The sequence below is a fragment of the Klebsiella sp. MPUS7 genome (assembly GCF_009905335.1).
Classification (GTDB): domain Bacteria; phylum Pseudomonadota; class Gammaproteobacteria; order Enterobacterales; family Enterobacteriaceae; genus Klebsiella; species Klebsiella grimontii.
This window is the reverse complement of record NZ_CP047604.1, coordinates 2,658,286-2,674,131: the sequence shown is the minus strand read 5'-3', so window position 1 is coordinate 2,674,131 and position 15,846 is coordinate 2,658,286. Positions and strand designations below refer to the sequence as shown.

The 15,846-nt window shown below is 56.7% G+C and carries 20 protein-coding genes; 8 read left to right on the top strand and 12 right to left on the bottom strand.

Annotated features, from left to right (window positions below; translation table 11 throughout):
• Positions 1-98: 98 nt before the first annotated feature.
• Positions 99-1,055 (top strand): AraC family transcriptional regulator, encoded by a 957-nt coding sequence (locus GUC22_RS12570; protein ID WP_004134130.1) that lies wholly within the window; start codon positions 99-101, stop codon positions 1,053-1,055.
• On the opposite strand, the gene GUC22_RS12565 is transcribed toward GUC22_RS12570, so the two are convergent.
• From GUC22_RS12565 to GUC22_RS12535, 7 genes are read right to left on the bottom strand one after another with little or no spacing between them, the layout of a single operon-like run.
• The gene (locus GUC22_RS12565; protein WP_024358102.1) at positions 1,052-1,840 is read right to left on the bottom strand and encodes a pyrroline-5-carboxylate reductase family protein; all 789 of its coding nucleotides are present in this window, start codon (positions 1,838-1,840) and stop codon (positions 1,052-1,054) included. The genes GUC22_RS12570 and GUC22_RS12565 overlap by 4 nt on opposite strands.
• A 12-nt stretch (positions 1,841-1,852) precedes the next feature.
• Positions 1,853-2,608 carry a VOC family protein gene (locus GUC22_RS12560; RefSeq protein ID WP_024358101.1) on the bottom strand — a complete coding sequence of 252 codons (756 nt, stop codon included), beginning with the start codon at positions 2,606-2,608 and terminating at the stop codon, positions 1,853-1,855.
• On the bottom strand, positions 2,605-3,135 hold the full coding sequence (locus tag GUC22_RS12555) for an L-2-amino-thiazoline-4-carboxylic acid hydrolase (protein WP_024358100.1): 531 nt from the start codon (positions 3,133-3,135) through the stop codon (positions 2,605-2,607). The genes GUC22_RS12560 and GUC22_RS12555 overlap by 4 nt, the downstream gene beginning before the upstream one ends.
• 4 nt (positions 3,136-3,139) lie before the next feature.
• Positions 3,140-3,982 carry a transporter substrate-binding domain-containing protein gene (locus GUC22_RS12550; RefSeq protein WP_049130288.1) on the bottom strand — a complete coding sequence of 281 codons (843 nt, stop codon included), beginning with the start codon at positions 3,980-3,982 and terminating at the stop codon, positions 3,140-3,142.
• On the bottom strand, positions 3,972-4,724 hold the full coding sequence (locus GUC22_RS12545) for an amino acid ABC transporter permease (protein ID WP_064342730.1): 753 nt from the start codon (positions 4,722-4,724) through the stop codon (positions 3,972-3,974). Before GUC22_RS12545 ends, GUC22_RS12550 begins: the two co-directional genes overlap by 11 nt.
• Before the next feature lie 9 nt (positions 4,725-4,733).
• On the bottom strand, positions 4,734-5,432 hold the full coding sequence (locus GUC22_RS12540; RefSeq protein ID WP_024358098.1) for an amino acid ABC transporter permease: 699 nt from the start codon (positions 5,430-5,432) through the stop codon (positions 4,734-4,736).
• An 8-nt stretch (positions 5,433-5,440) separates the two neighbouring features.
• Complete coding sequence (locus GUC22_RS12535) at positions 5,441-6,181, bottom strand: amino acid ABC transporter ATP-binding protein (protein ID WP_154911030.1); 741 nt, start codon at positions 6,179-6,181, stop codon at positions 5,441-5,443.
• Positions 6,182-6,516: 335 nt separating this feature from the next.
• On the opposite strand from GUC22_RS12535, the gene GUC22_RS12530 reads away from it, so the two are divergent.
• On the top strand, positions 6,517-6,726 hold the full coding sequence (locus GUC22_RS12530) for a YdgH/BhsA/McbA-like domain containing protein (RefSeq protein WP_004120044.1): 210 nt from the start codon (positions 6,517-6,519) through the stop codon (positions 6,724-6,726).
• A gap of 71 nt (positions 6,727-6,797) precedes the next feature.
• Positions 6,798-6,986 (top strand): hypothetical protein, encoded by a 189-nt coding sequence (locus GUC22_RS12525; protein WP_004134116.1) that lies wholly within the window; start codon positions 6,798-6,800, stop codon positions 6,984-6,986.
• Positions 6,987-7,027: 41 nt separating this feature from the next.
• On the opposite strand, the gene GUC22_RS12520 is transcribed toward GUC22_RS12525, so the two are convergent.
• On the bottom strand, positions 7,028-7,303 hold the full coding sequence (locus GUC22_RS12520; RefSeq protein ID WP_049130285.1) for a VF530 family DNA-binding protein: 276 nt from the start codon (positions 7,301-7,303) through the stop codon (positions 7,028-7,030).
• Between the two features lie 270 nt (positions 7,304-7,573).
• Between GUC22_RS12520 and GUC22_RS12515 the strand changes: the two genes are divergently transcribed.
• From GUC22_RS12515 to GUC22_RS12500, 4 genes are read left to right on the top strand one after another with little or no spacing between them, the layout of a single operon-like run.
• Entirely contained in the window at positions 7,574-8,602 is a 1,029-nt protein-coding gene (locus GUC22_RS12515; protein ID WP_160183540.1) for an isopenicillin N synthase family dioxygenase, read from the top strand.
• Positions 8,603-8,631: 29 nt separating this feature from the next.
• Positions 8,632-9,438, top strand: a complete 807-nt coding sequence (locus GUC22_RS12510) for a MetQ/NlpA family ABC transporter substrate-binding protein (protein ID WP_004134110.1) — start codon at positions 8,632-8,634, stop codon at positions 9,436-9,438.
• Entirely contained in the window at positions 9,435-10,226 is a 792-nt protein-coding gene (locus GUC22_RS12505; RefSeq protein WP_004134108.1) for a methionine ABC transporter ATP-binding protein, read from the top strand. Before GUC22_RS12510 ends, GUC22_RS12505 begins: the two co-directional genes overlap by 4 nt.
• Positions 10,223-10,882: a methionine ABC transporter permease gene (locus tag GUC22_RS12500; RefSeq protein ID WP_162685384.1), complete on the top strand. Its 660-nt coding sequence runs from the start codon at positions 10,223-10,225 to the stop codon at positions 10,880-10,882. Before GUC22_RS12505 ends, GUC22_RS12500 begins: the two co-directional genes overlap by 4 nt.
• Before the next feature lie 31 nt (positions 10,883-10,913).
• Here the strand turns inward: GUC22_RS12500 and GUC22_RS12495 are convergent, their stop codons facing one another.
• The gene (locus GUC22_RS12495) at positions 10,914-11,960 is read right to left on the bottom strand and encodes an NAD(P)H-dependent flavin oxidoreductase (protein WP_024358093.1); all 1,047 of its coding nucleotides are present in this window, start codon (positions 11,958-11,960) and stop codon (positions 10,914-10,916) included.
• Between the two features lie 92 nt (positions 11,961-12,052).
• Between GUC22_RS12495 and GUC22_RS12490 the strand changes: the two genes are divergently transcribed.
• Positions 12,053-12,889 carry a LysR substrate-binding domain-containing protein gene (locus tag GUC22_RS12490; RefSeq protein WP_160183539.1) on the top strand — a complete coding sequence of 279 codons (837 nt, stop codon included), beginning with the start codon at positions 12,053-12,055 and terminating at the stop codon, positions 12,887-12,889.
• Here GUC22_RS12490 and GUC22_RS12485 read toward each other — a convergent pair.
• From GUC22_RS12485 to GUC22_RS12475, 3 genes are all read right to left on the bottom strand, one after another.
• Entirely contained in the window at positions 12,872-14,059 is a 1,188-nt protein-coding gene (locus tag GUC22_RS12485; RefSeq protein ID WP_049130281.1) for a YbfB/YjiJ family MFS transporter, read from the bottom strand. The genes GUC22_RS12490 and GUC22_RS12485 overlap by 18 nt on opposite strands.
• Positions 14,060-14,253: 194 nt before the next feature.
• Positions 14,254-14,874, bottom strand: coding sequence for a LysE family translocator (locus tag GUC22_RS12480; protein ID WP_049086540.1), 621 nt, complete (start codon positions 14,872-14,874; stop codon positions 14,254-14,256).
• A gap of 429 nt (positions 14,875-15,303) precedes the next feature.
• Positions 15,304-15,801, bottom strand: coding sequence for a MarR family winged helix-turn-helix transcriptional regulator (locus GUC22_RS12475; protein WP_024358089.1), 498 nt, complete (start codon positions 15,799-15,801; stop codon positions 15,304-15,306).
• Positions 15,802-15,846: the final 45 nt, after the last annotated feature.

Below are 15,846 nucleotides of genomic sequence, written 5' to 3'. Positions count from 1 at the left end.
CCAGAACAATTAACATTTCGTTAAGGTTAAGCGCTTCTGTTCGGACGATCTATGATGCATACTCCTTGATTATTGATAATTCGTCCGGGAATGATGTGATGACTCAGCACGCCCTCGATCTCACCAGCGAACTCCTGCGCGGCATGCGCCTGTCCGGCGTCAACTACCGGCGCATCGAAACTTCCCGCCCGTTCGGCGTCGAGTTCGGCTTCGTGCCCGGTAAAGCGCAGTTCCACTTTATCAGCCGGGGGCCGGTACTGCTGCGCATGGTCAGCGGCAAGCGCCTGATGCTGCAGAGCGGCGATGCGCTGTTTATTCCCAACGGCGATGGCCACGTGCTGCTCTCCGACGACCAGGCGGCGGTGGTGAATGTGTCCAGGCTGCCTAGCGAACCGGTCTGCGACTCGGTAAGCTGCGTCAAAAACGCGTGCGACGACGCGAAAAACGACAGCGCCATTATCTTTAGCGCCTGTATGGACTTTGAGCTGGGCGGCATGCAGCCGCTGGTCAAAGCGATGCCCGAAGTGATGATGGTCAGCAGCCTGCTGACCAGCCGCCCGGAGATCCCGCCGATGCTGGCGGCGATGGAACGCGAAAGCCTCACTCGGCAGGCGGGCTACGCCGGTATACTGGCGCGGCTGGCCGATGTGGTCGCCGCGCTGATTGTCCGCGGCTGGGTGGAGTGTGGCTGCGGCAACGCCACCGGCTGGGTGCAGGTGCTGCGCGACCCTAAGCTGGCCAAGGCCATTTACGTGATGCATCAGCAGCCCGGCATTAACTGGAAAGTCGAGGATCTGGCCCGCGAGGCGGGGATCTCGCGTTCGGTATTTGCTGAACGTTTCCTCTCCGCCACCGGCACCACGCCCGCCCGCTATCTGACCGAGCTACGTATGCGCCTCGCGGTGCAGTACATTTCCCATGAGGGTCAGGCGCTGGAAAAAGTGGCCTTCCGGCTGGGCTACAGTTCCCATGCCGCCTTCAGCCGCGCCTTTAAACGCATTATCGGAAAAGCACCGGGCGCGCTGCGCGAGCCGGCGCGGGAGCAAGAGGCTTAGCGCTGTCCCAGTTCACGGGTTCGCCTGACCGCCGCCAGTACGCTACGCTGAAGCCCGGCGGCAAAATCGCTGTTATTCAGCTCGTACAGACCGTGGATCCCGACTCCCGCCGGGGAATTATTGATATCCAACAGCTGGCGCGGATGCTTCTGGCTTTGGCGCAGCATCTCGACCGCGCCGAGCAGATTTTCCAGCACCACCTCCGTTGCCTGGGGTCGCGATAGCCCCGCCAGCACGCCGGCGTCGGTAAAGGACTCGATAAAATAGTAGATATAGTTGGGGCCCGCGACAGCAAAGCCGGTAAAGATGTCGATCAGCCGTTCAGGCAGATACAGTACCTTGCCAAAGCCGCGCAGAAACGGTTCGATTTCCGCCGCGCTGGCGTGAGCGTTTAAGGTCACGCCGCTATAGCCAAATCCGGTATCGGTCAGGGTATTGGGGATCGCTCTGGCAATCGGCGTGGCCTCGCCAAACAAGGAGGCCAGCTTTTCCAGGGTCACTCCCGCGATCAGAGAAACCACCGTCGTCAAACCGTTAAGCTGCGCGCGCACGCGGTTCGCCACCCCCGCCAGATCGTCCTGCGGACGGATCCCCAGCACCAGCAAAGAGGCCTCGTTTACGCCGCCGTCGCCCGACAACCGATAATGGGCGTACAGATGCTCGGCTCGCGCGCTGTCGATATCCTCCAGCGAGATCGCGTCCGCCCGCAGCGCGCCGTTGCTTAATGACGCGCGAATAATCGCCTCCGCCATCTGTCCGGCGCCGATAAAATGGATCTTTGCCATCGTTCCTGCTCCTTATTCAAAGAGATATTCGCCGTTGCCAACGCGAAAGCGCCGGCCTTTAAGCGCCGGGTCGGCAACGCGAAACACCAGTTCAGTCAGCTGGTTCGCCGCGCCGTGGCGGAAGATAAACTCACGGCCGCCCACCTCCAGCCCGAGTTCGCCTTGCGGGGTAAAACCAAACAGCCGCTGCCAGCGGTCGCGTACCGCCCGGGGATTGTGAACCGCAAAAACCGCGCGCTGCAGCTCTATCTCCCCCAGCGGATGCGGCGCAGCGAGACCCTGGGCCTGCAGGCGGATCAACCGGGCGTCATCCTCTTCGCCCCATTGCAGAACGAACGGATAGACCAGGCCATCAAAGTCGCCGTCAATGGTGAAGATCCGCCAGCTGATAACGTTGCCCTGCGGATCGTTGCGCTGGCCGTTGACGATCGGCGAAACCCGCAGGCCCTGTTGATGTAGCTCCGCATGCGTGCGCGCAATATCGTCGCTACGCAGCGCCACCCGATACAGCGCTTCATTTTCCGGCAGCAGCCGTGAGGCATCCCGGGAGAGTAAAAACGTCTCTGCGGCGCAGAGCAGCTCTGCGCCATCGGCAATCGCCAGAAATTCGATATAGGTCAGGCCGAAATAGCTCAGCGCATTCCGGGTCCCCCAGCCCGGATGGCGCCCACCGGCCACCGCGTTGAGCTTTTGCCCGCTCAGCGCCTCTATCGCCGCTTCAGGCTGATTAACAAACTGGACCGCGTGGTCCCACGTTAAGGTTGTCATTCTCCCTCCCGCTCCTCTGCCTGATAAAAACGCAGCCGACAGGCGGCATCGCCGCGGGCCAGCGCGGTCTGCACCTCTAAATGCAGCCCCGGAAACGCGTCGGTTAATGCATGATCGCCTTCCATGCAGATATCGCACAACGTCGCAATGTCGCTGGCGCCTCGCCCCTGCTGCCGCCAGCAGTTGACATAAGGACAGTAGTGAAACAGCACGATAAACTCGGCCCGGCCGATGCTGACGGGTTCCATCTCATAAACCTGAGATTCCAGACCGCGGGTAAACAGCCCGGCAAACGCCTGCAAATCCCGTTCATCCTCCATTTGCGCGCGGATCTTATACCCGAGATCGCGGCCATAATGACGTATTGCCTCGCGGGCAAAATCATCGGCGATCTGGCGCTGGCGGCTTTCGTCCAACAAATAACCGATGGTTGCCGCGCGTTTTTCAGTAATGGCGCGCAGCGCCAGGGTCACCTCATCGTTTAAGGTGGCGGCGTTATGCGCCGTTTCGGAACTTATTGGCGTCATGCGCTTATTCCCAGTCGGTATTCACTTTCACGTCGCTGGCGCCCGGCAGGGCATACACATCTTCGGCGTACCATTTTCGCGAGAGCTCAGCGAGCGTGCCGTCCTTTTTCAGGGCAACCAGCTGCGCGTCGATCGCTTTGATCAGCTGCGGGTCGGTATTCTTTTTATACAAATAGACGTTAGGAAACAGGCCGACGGAATCCGAAGCTTTCAGATTTAGATTTAGCGCCTTATTTAGCGCCAGCAGCGCGCCAATGGGATAAATCGCCGCATCGTATTCTCCGGAGGCCACGGCTTTGAAAATATCGGCGGCGGACTGTTCGCCGTTGGGCTGGAGGTTAATTTGTTGGCCCGGATGTTTTTTATTGTAGTTTTCAATCACCGTATACCGGGCGTCGGAGGTGTGGATCGGCACCAGTTTTTTCTTACCGCTGGCAAGATCGCCAAGGTTATGAATATCGTTCTCATCGTTACGCACAATCAGACGCAAATCGCTGATCCCGGTCGGCTCGCCTGAGTGGTCGTATTTTTCCGCCCGCTCTTTGGTGAGATAAAAGTGATCCGCCGCGAGGGTATAGGCGCCGGTCGATAGGCCGACGATCATCGCGTCGCGCGAGACCGCATTAAAATGAAACGTATAGTCGGTTAACCGCTGGTCCAGCACCTTTAACAGGTCACCATCGTAACCGGTAATATTGTTGTTATCGTCAACAAAGCTAAAGGGAAAACCGTTAGCATTGACGACCACCTCAACCGTTTTGGCATTAGCGCTTTTCTCAACCGCCTGCGCGCCGGTAATTCCCATTACCAACGCGAGCGAACTCACCAGTAATATTTTATTTTTCAAAATACTTTCCCCAAAATGATAACCGTGGACCACTTTTTTGTCCGTTTCCTTGCCAGCGGGCGCTCAGAAACGTTTCTGCACTGCGCAATGCTCTGGCAATCGCCAGGCACAGCAGGATATAAATCACCAACACCACGCAATAGGCTTCGACAAAATGAAACCCGCGTGCGGCGGCGATATTGGCTTTCGCCATCAGATCAATAACGGTGATGGTGTAAACCAGCGAGGTGTCTTTAATCAGATCGATCAGCACGCTGGTAAAGTTCGGCAACGCGGATACCGCCGCCTGCGGCAAAATAATGCGTCGGAACTGCGTGAATCCGCTTAGCCCAATTGACCATGCTGCCTCCCGCTGCCCCTTATCAACCGCGTTCCACCCGGCGCGAAAGGTTTCAGCGAAATAAGCGCTGAAAATCAACGATAGCGCAGTGACCGCCGCCGCCAGCGGCGAGAGTTTATAGCCGAACATAGTGTCCTGCGGGCCGCCAAACAGCCCGACGGCCACCCACGGCCAGACGTAAAAGAAGAAATACAGCATCACCAGTACCGGGACCGAACGGCCAAAGGAGAGGAATACCTTCGCCGCAACCTGAACGCCCGGAATCTGACGAATAATCGCCCACGCCAGCGCCGCGCCCAGCAGCGTGGAAAACAGCAATGATAATAATGTTATCGCCAGCGTGACCGGCAACGCGCTTAATATAAAAGTAAAATTATCCCGAATGAACGTCAGGCTAAACATGTTTATCTATCACTCCAGCAGGAACTGATATTTCTTTTCAATACGAGTAGTCAAATAGAGAATAAAACTATTCAGTACCCAGTAGACGATAATAACGCTGATAAAGGCCGCCACCTGTTTAGCTCCATAGCTATTTTGCGAAATCTTTTGCGCGCGACCAAAAACATCAACAATGCCAATAATATTGACCAGTGAGGTCATTTTCACCAGGTTAATTAAAAGATTACCAAACACCGGGACGGCAATAATGAATCCCTGAGGGAATATGATCCGCAGCAGCCCGGTATGCCAGGGGATATTCAGGCTGGTAATGGCCTCTTTCTGGCCGCTATCCACCGCGCCCCATGCTGAACGCATCATTTCAGCAAAATAAGGGCTAATGCTGACCGAAATAGACAAAATCGCAAAGGTGGTATCGCTAATCAGCAGCGGCGGCAGCGACAGCGCGGTGAGGATTAATTTGCCGCCGAAGAAAAACAGCAGGATCAGCAGCGCCAGGGGCGCGCCGCGCAGAATGTCGGTATACCCGTTTGCCGCCGCTCTGAGCGGCTTAATGCGGCTAAATTGCAGCACCACGATCGGCAGCGCGATCGTCAAACCAAGGAGCAGCGACGCCAGCGCTATCCCGAGGGTCACGGGCAGGTTTTCCAGCAGCTTCGGCAGTATCCCGGCAATATCCTGCCAGCTAAACAGCGGGTTATTGTTCATCTTCAGCCTCAGGCGTGATAGTGCAGTTGCGCAAGGAAAGCCCGGGTGCGGCCCTGCTGGGCTGCGCCAAATATCTGTTCCGCCGGACCCTGTTCGACAATCTCGCCGTTTTCCATAAATACCACCCGGGAAGCGACCTGGCGGGCGAACGCCATTTCGTGGGTGACGATGATCATCGTCTGGCCCGCGGCGGCAATGGTCTGAATAAGCTCAAGCACCTCACCCACTTTTTCAGGATCCAGCGCGGAGGTCGGCTCATCCAGCAGCAGCACGGCGGGGCTCATCGCCAGCGCGCGCGCAATCCCGATACGCTGCTTTTGGCCACCGGAAAGACTGTGGGGATAGTGGTCTTTTTTATGCAGCAAACCCACCTGCTTTAAAAGCCGCTCAGCAATATTGAGCGCCTCCTGACGCGGACGTTTTTTAGCGTAAATCAATCCTTCGGTAATATTTTGCACTGCGGTGAGATTGTGAAACAGATTCCACGACTGAAAAACCATGGCGGTTTTACCGCGTAGTTTTTCAATTTCTTTTTTCCCCGCCGTTGCGCAATCCAGCGCCACATCATCTATTTTTATTTTCCCGCTATCGGCGGGCTCTAAGAAATTAAGCGTGCGCAACAACGTGGTTTTTCCTGAGCCGCTGGGGCCAATAATGCAAATAATCTCACCGGAATTAACGCTAAGCGATACCTCTTTTAGTACGCTTTCCCCGGAGAAACTTTTACTGATCTTATTGAGAGTCATCATAATGAGATAGTCGTGAAGGATTTAAAAAACCGCTGCTTATCGGCATTGATTGCTGTGTAAAAACTATATTGCCGGGGTTCAGACGATAGCAAACAAGAAAATAGTCTATCGAAAGTTAAAAAATAACTTTTTATATATTTGTTATGACAATGAGGCGGGATTGTAATCAGATCTTCTTAGCAAAACAGGATGGCGGAAACCGTCATTTATCATTCAAATTTACTGAATGATGAGAGCAAATTGTTTCGATTTTTATTATCACCATGTCGGCCTATCATTTATCACATCGGGGCAACAACGCTCCAACACTGATAAAACACTTAAGGAATACGACCATGAAATCCATCAAAACTTTCGTTGCAGTTGCCGCTCTCTCCCTGATCTCTTTCGGCTCTTTTGCCCAGAGCATCAGCGCCAGCGCGTCCACTCTGGACCGCGCAGAAGCCAAAATTGCCGCTCAGGCCGCAGAACAAGGCGCGTCCTACAAAATCACCAGCGCACAGTTCAATAACCGCGTACATATGACCGCTGAGCTGACTAAATAAAATCGACAACATTGCCGGGCCGCCGCAAGAAACAGGCGACAGCGACAACACGATGAAATAAGGAACACAACATGAAAAATATCGGCGTAGTCACCGCACTGCTTCTGGCTGCTACACTCTCGTCCGGCGCGATGGCCGCAGAGAATAGCTTTGCGCGCCCGGAGGCAGGTTCAAATATCGATACGTCTGTGCATCAGAATCATATAGATGTCAGCCATGCCTTTGATAAAGAGAGCCTGACCGCAGGCAATCTTCAGTAACACACAGCGCAAGGCGCGCGCGGAATTATCCGCTGCGCGCCTTACTTTTTCTGCCAGTGAGCCCACGGATTATCCGCCGGCGCGTCCTCTTTTGCTGTCTCGGCACCAGACAGCGAATCAATATACAGCGCTTCCACCTCTTTACGCGCCCACGGCGTGCGGCGTAAAAACTTCAGACTCGATTTAATGCTCGGATCGCTTTTAAAGCAGTTAATGTTGATGCGTTTCGCCAGTTCGGCCCAGCCATATTGCGCGACCAGCGCGTTTAATAGCGCCTCCAGCGTGATGCCGTGCAGAGGATCGTTTGGGTGCTGCATTGCGTCTTTTACCTGAATTAAAAATTTTGCTCACCATACTGGCTCCAGACGCCAATCGCAACCGCCCCGCCTCTCCCTTATCCAAAATTCGCAAAAGCACAGAACCCTCCCCGGTCATAAATTAGAAAAGAACGTTATTGGTTGAATATTTTCGCTTAAGGCAAGCTGGCTTCAACCACCCGACTGAGGAATCGATCATGCGCTGTTGTTGTCCCCGAACCCTGGACCTGTACCGACGAAAACATCTGAATACCGCCTTCGGAGAACACAATGAACGCGACAACTTTACCGATACTGGATCTGGCCCGCTACGCGGATCCCGCTGAAAAAGCGGCGTTTCTCGCCGACCTGCGCCACGCCGCCCGCGATATCGGCTTCTTTTATCTGATCAACCACGGCGTTGATGAGTCGCTGCAGCAGGCCGTACAGGAGCAATCCCGCGCCTTTTTTGCCCTTCCCGACGCTCAAAAGCAGAGCGTGGCGATGATTCACTCCCCACATTTTCGCGGCTACAACCGCGCCGCGTCGGAATTAACCCGCGGTCAGCCCGACTGGCGCGAGCAGTTCGATATCGGCGCCGAACGTCCGGCGCTCAGGCTTGACGAACGCGCTCCGCGCTGGCAGCGCCTGCAGGGGCCGAATCTCTGGCCAGAGGCGTTGCCCTCGCTCAGACCAACGCTGTTAACCTGGCAACGGGAAATGACCCAGGTTGGGATCACCCTGCTGCGCGCCTTCGCCGAAGCGCTGCGCCTGCCGTTGGATGCCTTTGATGGCCTGTACGGCGAAAAACCCAACGAACATATCAAGCTAATCCGCTATCCCGGCCAGCAGGAAACCCAGAGCGCCCAGGGCGTTGGCGCGCATAAGGACTCCGGTTTCCTCAGCTTCTTGTTGCAGGATGAGCAGAAAGGATTGCAGGTCGAAGTCTCCCCCGACCGCTGGATTGACGCCACCCCGCTGGCGGGCAGCTTTGTGGTGAATATCGGCGAACTGCTGGAGCTGGCGACCAATGGCTATCTGCGCGCAACGGTGCACCGGGTCGTTTCGCCGCCCGCCGACCAGCAGCGGCTGTCGATAGCCTTTTTCCTCGGCGCCCAGCTGGATGCCGTGGTCCCCGTCTACACCCTACCTGACGAGCTGGCCCGCCAAGCCCTCGGACCGGATAGCGACCCGCAAAACCCGCTGCTACGCGAAGTGGGCTGGAATTACCTGAAAGGGCGTCTGCGTTCGCATCCTGATGTCGCCGAACGCTACTACCAGGATGTTTTTCGCGAACGCGCCGAGCAATTGATCGTTTAAACATAACAACAAACACAAGGAATAAGATGATGAAATATGCCGCATTTAAACTGGCAGGGGTTGCACTGTCTCTCTCTCTGGCATGGACTTCCGCCCAGGCCGCCGCGCTGCGCGTCGCCGCGGACCCGGTGCCGCACGCCGAAATCCTTAACTACATTAAAAAGATCGATCCCAGCCTCGACCTGAAAATTGTCGAACTCACCAGCGGCGTTAACGCCAACGAACTGCTGGCCAACGGCGACGTCGATGCCAACTATTTCCAGCACGTGCCCTATCTGAAAGATCAGGAGAAAGCGCTGGGTAAAACCTTCGCCGTCGCGGCGACCGTGCATATTGAGCCGCTGGGGATCTATTCGCGCAAGCATAAAGATTTTAAATCGCTGCCCGAGAACGCCACCGTGGCGGTACCGAATAACACCACCAACCTGAGCCGCGCGCTGTTTCTGCTGCAAAATCAGGGGCTGATTAAGCTAGCGGCCAAATTCACCGACCCGGCGACCACCCTGGCGACGCCGAAAGATATTGTGGAAAACCCGAAGCACCTGAAAATCCTTGAGATTGAATCACCGCAAATCCCGCGGTCGCTGGATGACGTCGACCTGGCGGTGATTAATGGCAATTACGCGCTGGAAGCCGGGCTGGTGCCAGCCAAAGATGCGCTGGGTCTGGAGAGCGCGACCAACAACCCGTACGCCAATATCCTGGTGACAACGCCGGCGCTGGCAAACGATCCGCGCATCAAGGCGCTGGCCAAAGACCTCACTTCGCCGCAGGTCGCCGAATTTATTCGTAAGCAGTATAACGGCTCGGTGATCCCGGTTGCCCCTCAGTCATGATTGAGATTGCCGGGCTGAGTAAAACCTATGCCGGAACAGGCCGACCGGCGCTAAACGATGTCTCTCTGCAGGTGCCGAAAGGAGCCGTTTACGGCATCCTTGGGCGCAGCGGCGCAGGCAAAAGTACGCTGATACGCTGCCTGAATTTGCTGGAGCGGCCCACGTCGGGCCGCATTATTGTGAACGGGAACGATATTACCCGGATGGATAAAACCGCGCTGCGCGAGTACCGGCTGCGCACCGGGATGATCTTCCAGCACTTTAATTTACTGCACGCCCGCAGCGTCGCCGACAACATCGCGGTGCCGCTGGAGATAGCCAAAGTGCCGAAAGCGGCGCGGCAGGCGCGGGTGGCGGAGCTGCTGGAACTGGTCGGGCTGGCGGACAAAGCCGCCGCCTTTCCGTCACAGCTTTCCGGCGGGCAAAAACAGCGTGTCGGGATCGCCCGCGCGCTGGCCGCGAGGCCGGACGTGCTGCTGTGCGATGAGGCCACCAGCGCCCTCGACCCCGAGACCACGGCCTCGGTGCTCAGCCTGCTGGCGGATATCAATCAACAGCTGAACCTCACCATCGTGCTGATCACCCACGAACTGGACGTGGTGAAAACCCTCTGCGACCACGCGGCGCTGCTGGAGCACGGGGAGATTATTGAAAGCGGCAGAATCGCCGATTTGCTGGTGGCGCCATGGTCGCGGCTACGGCAGTCGCTGCTGCACGATCCTCAGGCGGAGCGGGATTTCCTCGCCCGCCACGGTTTTCACGGGAGACCATTATGCGGAGTAGCATGAGTTGGGAAGATCTCTGGCCGCTGCTGCTTCAGGGCACGGTAGATACCGTTTATATGGTCGGCCTGGCGGCGCTGTTTACCGTGCTGCTCGGGCTGCCGACCGGCGTGCTGCTGTTTGTTTCGCGCCGCAATGGCCTGGCGCCGATGCCGAAACTCAACGCCGTGCTGGGCGCGATTATCAACTTTGGTCGTTCGCTGCCGTTTATCGTCCTGCTGATCGCCCTGATCCCTTTTACCCGGCTGATTATCGGCACCACCCTCGGCAGTACCGCCGCGGTGGTTCCGGTCACCATTGGCGCCTTTCCGTTCTTTGCGCGGCTGACGGAGAATGCGCTGGATGAAGTGGATTACGGGCGTATCGAGGCGATTTTATCGATGGGCGGCAACATCTGGCACGTTATCTTTAAATCGCTGCTGCCGGAAGCGCTGCCGACCCTACTGGCAGGCATCACGCTGACCATCGTCATGCTGATCGGCTTCTCTTCGATGGCGGGCGTGATTGGCGGCGGCGGGCTGGGCGATTTGGCCATTCGCTACGGCTATCAGCGCTTTAATAACGAGGTGATGGTCGGCACGGTGCTCATTCTGGTCGCGCTGGTGCAGGGCGTGCAGATGGCCGGCGACCGTCTGGTACGCGGCCTCGCCCACCGGCGTTAACGCTAAGCGGATGGCAGCGCGCCATCCGCGCTTAAAACCCGCATTCGTTTACCAGGGTCCGAATCAGCTCCGCCGCCGGCAGCTCGCGAATCAGGCTGACGCCCTGCCCGGCCCAGTGCGCGCCGTACTGGCGGTCCCCCTGCGCTTTCGCCGCCGATGCCAGCGCTTTCCCGACGTCATAGGCCACGGGATAATCCGGTACGAGGTGGCGATCGTTTATTGCGCGCCAGCCGTTAACCAAACATCTTGCCGGGCGCCCGGAAATCGCCGACGTTAACACGGTGTGTCCGTCAGTCGCGCCTTTAATCGCCTCGCGGTAGCCGGCGTCCGCTGCCGATTCCGGGCACAGCAGAAAAGCCGTTCCCAGCTGCGCGCCTTCGGCGCCGAGATGCATTACGCTGTTCACTCCCGCGCCGTCCATGATGCCACCTGCGGCGATAAGCGGAATATCAATGCGCCGCTTAAGCGCCTGAATCAGGGTAAAGGTACTCATCTGCCCATCGGGCGCCTGGGGATCGAAGATGCCGCGATGACCGCCGGCCTCATAGCCCTGCGCCACCACCATATCGATGCCCTGCTCTACGGCCAGCAGCGCCTCCTCCACGCTGGTGGCGCTCGCCAGGGTAACGATGCCTTTTTCACGCAGCCGGTCAACGACCCCTCGCTCCGGAACACCAAAATGGAAGCTGACCACCGCCGGAGTAAGATCGAGCAAAAGCTCGGCCATCCGCGGCTGCTGCTGAAAACTCAGGTAGATTTCCGCCAGCGTCTCCGGTGGCAGGCCGCCAAAGCGCGCAAACTCAGGGCGCAGTCGCGCCAGCCACTGCGCTTCACGCTGCGGGTCCCTTATTGCCGGGGCGTGGCAAAAAACGTTGACGTTAAACGGGCGGGTGGTTAAGCGCCGGGTGTGGTTGATAAGCGCCTCGGCCTGCTCTACCGTGGAGGATCCCAGCCCCAGCGAGCCGAGCGCGCCGGCGTCGCTAACCGCGGCCGCCAGCTCCGGCGTCGACACGCCGGCCATCGGCGCCTGAATAATGGGATAATCAATATCAAGCTGCTGCGTAAGCCGGTTGCTCATGGTGTGCCCTGACAAAATTTGTGCGTTGAGGCAATTAAAATCTCTTTTAGAGATGATAAGATCAACATTATTTTCAAATTAAGAATAAAAGTATGAACCACACCACATTACAGATTTTCAAAACGGTGGCGGAAGAACAGAGCGTCACCCGCGCGGCAAAGCTGCTGGGGCGGGCGCAGTCCAACATTACGACCCGCATTCACCAGTTGGAAGAAGAGCTGGGCGTTGAGCTGTTTGCCCGCGGTAACAAGAAGATGCCGCTGTCGCCCGCCGGGGAGCGTTTTTTGGCCTATGCGCTGAAAATCCTCAGCCTTGCCGAGGAGGCCCGGCAGGCTCTGCACCCCGCCACCCCGGGCGGTAATTTACGCATGGGGGCGATGGACGCCACCGCCGCCAGCCGCCTGCCGCCGCTGCTTACCCGGTTTCATGCCCAGTGCCCGGAGGTGATACTGACGCTCAAAACCCAACCCAGCCGCCAGTTGACCCTGCAGGTGCTGGACGCCGCGCTCGATTGCGCGCTGGTATGCCTGCCGCAGGGCACTTCCCCCGCCGAAGACCTGGAATATCTGCCGCTCTTTCAAGAACAGCTGGTACTGGTGCTTCCCGCGGATCGCCAACGCTTTCGCTTTGCCGCCTTCGCGGAGGGCTGTACCTACCGGGCGATGGGTGAAGCGTATCTGGCGCAATCCGAGGCGGCGGAGAGCGAGATCCAGGACGTCGGCTCCTATCACGCGATGCTCGCCTGTATCGCCTCCGGCGGCTACGCCGGCATACTGCCGCAGAGCGTGCTCGATACGCTGACGCTGCCTGAAGCCAGCCGGGTGCGCCCGGTCGGTCAGGCGGTCACGCAGCTTATCTGGCGTAAAGGCTACACGTCCCCCGCCCTCGATAAAATGCGCCAGCTTCTCACATCAGCCTCCGACCTTTGACGCTCGCCGCCCTCCGGCGGCAACCAGCGCGGCGGCCACCACCAGCGCCCCTGCCGCCGCGCTGAGCGAAGGATTAAACGACCCGCTGCGCTCATACAGCGCGCCGGCAACCAGCGGGCCGACAATCTGCCCGACGCCATAGGTCGCGGTCATGGCGGCAATCATATTGAACGAGACCAGATGGTTCAGCCGCCTTCCCTGCGGCAGCGCAATAGTCACCGTTCCCATAAAAGTAAAACCGACCAGTAGCGCGCTCAGCAGACAAAACGGCAATGCGTGGCTCCACGCCGGGAGAATGACGCCGACGGCCTGAATCAGCAAATTAAGGGTGAACGCGCGACGGTAGCCAAACCTGATGACCAGCCGGTGCCAGATAAAGCACGAGGGCACAGCGGCAAGACCGAAAATGGCCCAGATCTGCACCGGATCGATAGCGTTCAGCGAGCCGCTGAGAAACAGCGGCAGGTAGGTGGCGGTGATGATGTAGCCAAAGCCGGCCAGGCCGTAAACTAGCAGCAGCTTCCACGCTTCACGCACGCGGCCTTGCGCCTGCTGGTCCTGTACGCCAGCAGGCGATTGATAGGCAATAAGATAGTCTGCCGGGCTCAGCAACAGGCGCAGCGCCAGGATGAAAAGCGCGCCGGCGCTTATTGCGCACAGCAGCCATATTTGCTGGCTGGAGAGCGCCAGGGTCTTGCCCAGCGAGATACATTCCGCCGACAAAAATATCCCCATGCCGACGCCAGAATACAGCACCGGCGCGCCGTTATGGTGCTTCATATGCTGCAGCAGCCACAGGGAGGCGGCAATCAGCGTAACCGCGCTTAACAGTCCGGCTATTCCGCGTACCGCGATAATGGCCAGCGGCGAAACCAGCCAGCCGAGTAACGCCAGGCACAGCAGCGTGAGCAATACGGAAAGCAGATTTAACACTCTGGCGTCCGCGGGCCTGGCTTTCGCCAGCAGCAGCGCGCCGGCCAGGTAACCCGCATAGTTGGCCGAAGCGGCAAGGTTGCCTTCACGCAGCGAGAGCACCTGCTCGTTCAGCATCAGTGGCAGGATCCCGGTATAGGCGAAACGCCCGTAGCCCATGCCAATCATCAGCACCGCCGAACCGGCCAGCGCTAGCAGAAAGGCCTTTAACCCCGGCCTGAGTTCAAAAACGTTCACCCGCTACCTCCGCGATTATTCTCAAAAAGAGAATTATAAATTTATATAATTCTCTTTTTATTATGATATCGGTCAACCCAACGCGCAAGCGACGTATGGGCCTGTCTGCCGATGACTTTACGGGGAATGCCGGGAAACGCTTCGCCGGGCGACGAAGTATGACGTGAGGGCTGGACGTCCATGTCCAGCATGTTTTAGCGGTGGCTGAGCGCCAGTTTGGCGGCAAACAGCATAAAGACGCCGCCGGTTGCGCGATCCATCCAGCGGATGAAGGTCGGTGTTTTCAGAAGACCGGCGGCGTACCGGCTGGCCAGAATCAGCGTTAACGACCAGAGCGTACCAATCGCAACATGAATAGCGACCAGCAGAAATGTCCAGATGGTTGGCGAGTGGCCCGCCGGTATAAACTGCGGCAGGAAAGAGACATAAAATATCCCCATTTTCGGATTCAGCACATTGCCCAGCATCCCTTTTAAAAACCAGTTGCTGGCCGACGGAGCGGCTATTTCCTGACTGTTAAAGTGGCTGCGCGGTTTGAGAATTAACTGAATGCCCAGCCAGCATAAATAGACGGCCCCACACCATTTAAGCAGGTCATACGCCAGGGCCGATGCCGCCAGCAGCGCCCCGAGGCCGAAGGCCACCACCGCGCCCCAGATAAAACACCCAGTATCAATACCCAATGCCGCCTGAAAGGCCTTTTTTCCGCCTTCAACGGTGGAGGTGCGCAAAATGAGCGCGGTATCAAGACCCGGGGTCAGCGTGAGCAGCAGCGCGGCAAAGGAATAAGCAAGAAGGGAATCTGCGACGGACATTTTCTATCTCCGAAAGCGAGGATTCTAGATAAAACGCGTTGAAAACGCAATCATTGATATACCCTTCGCCGGGCGCGTCGCGCTTTGCATAAAAGTTCTTCGCGACAAGTCTCTAACGCCAAAGCCGGTACAGTTATTTGACGACGCGTTTATCAGCACAGGTTGTTATGACGCTTAATCAAAAATAAGTAAAATCTCAATACGATGATGCAACGTTTGGCGAATAACACACTAACTATACCAGTCTAGTCTAACTTTATTTATGTCCTGCGGTAAAAACCTTCCCATTTTTGACATATATAATTGGCGTCCAACATCATCCCATAGTAATGTTTTAGCACAATCCTTATGCCATATATTGGGTTGGACATTGGGCAAAGAGAACTCCACGCCAGCGACCAGTTTAGCGTTTTATCACCATAAACCTTATTAATTTTCGCTGGTGTCTTCGAGTTTACCTTTAATATTCTCATGTAATATATTTGCAGCCCTTGTACAAAGCTCAGCGAAAATAGCAATTTCACCCTGCGACATGCACGATGCCACCTGCTCAGCCATTATGCGCCTGCTGGATTCTGCAGAATGCAGGAACTCAATACCTTTTTCCGTAATCCGCGTCAGCATTTCTCGTTTGTCGCTTTCTGCCGATTCCTGTTCAACAAAGTGCTTATCTTTCAACATCCGCAGGATCTTGGACATTTTACTACGCGCAAAACCGAGCTTTTCACCAATTGCGCTTGGAGTCATGGGCTGGAACTGGCGTAAAATATACAACGTATCGTATTGTGGCCAGTTAATACCATCAGGATTAATCAACGAGCGACGAGCAACAAGTACGCATTGCAAATTTCCTAAAGCATCTTCAAATTGACGATTCAATGATATTTCGCGTTCAGAACCACTAGCCACTTTTTTATTCATTTCCATACATTCTCCTGATGCCGCTTACAATAAGTTAAGCTTACTATTTTA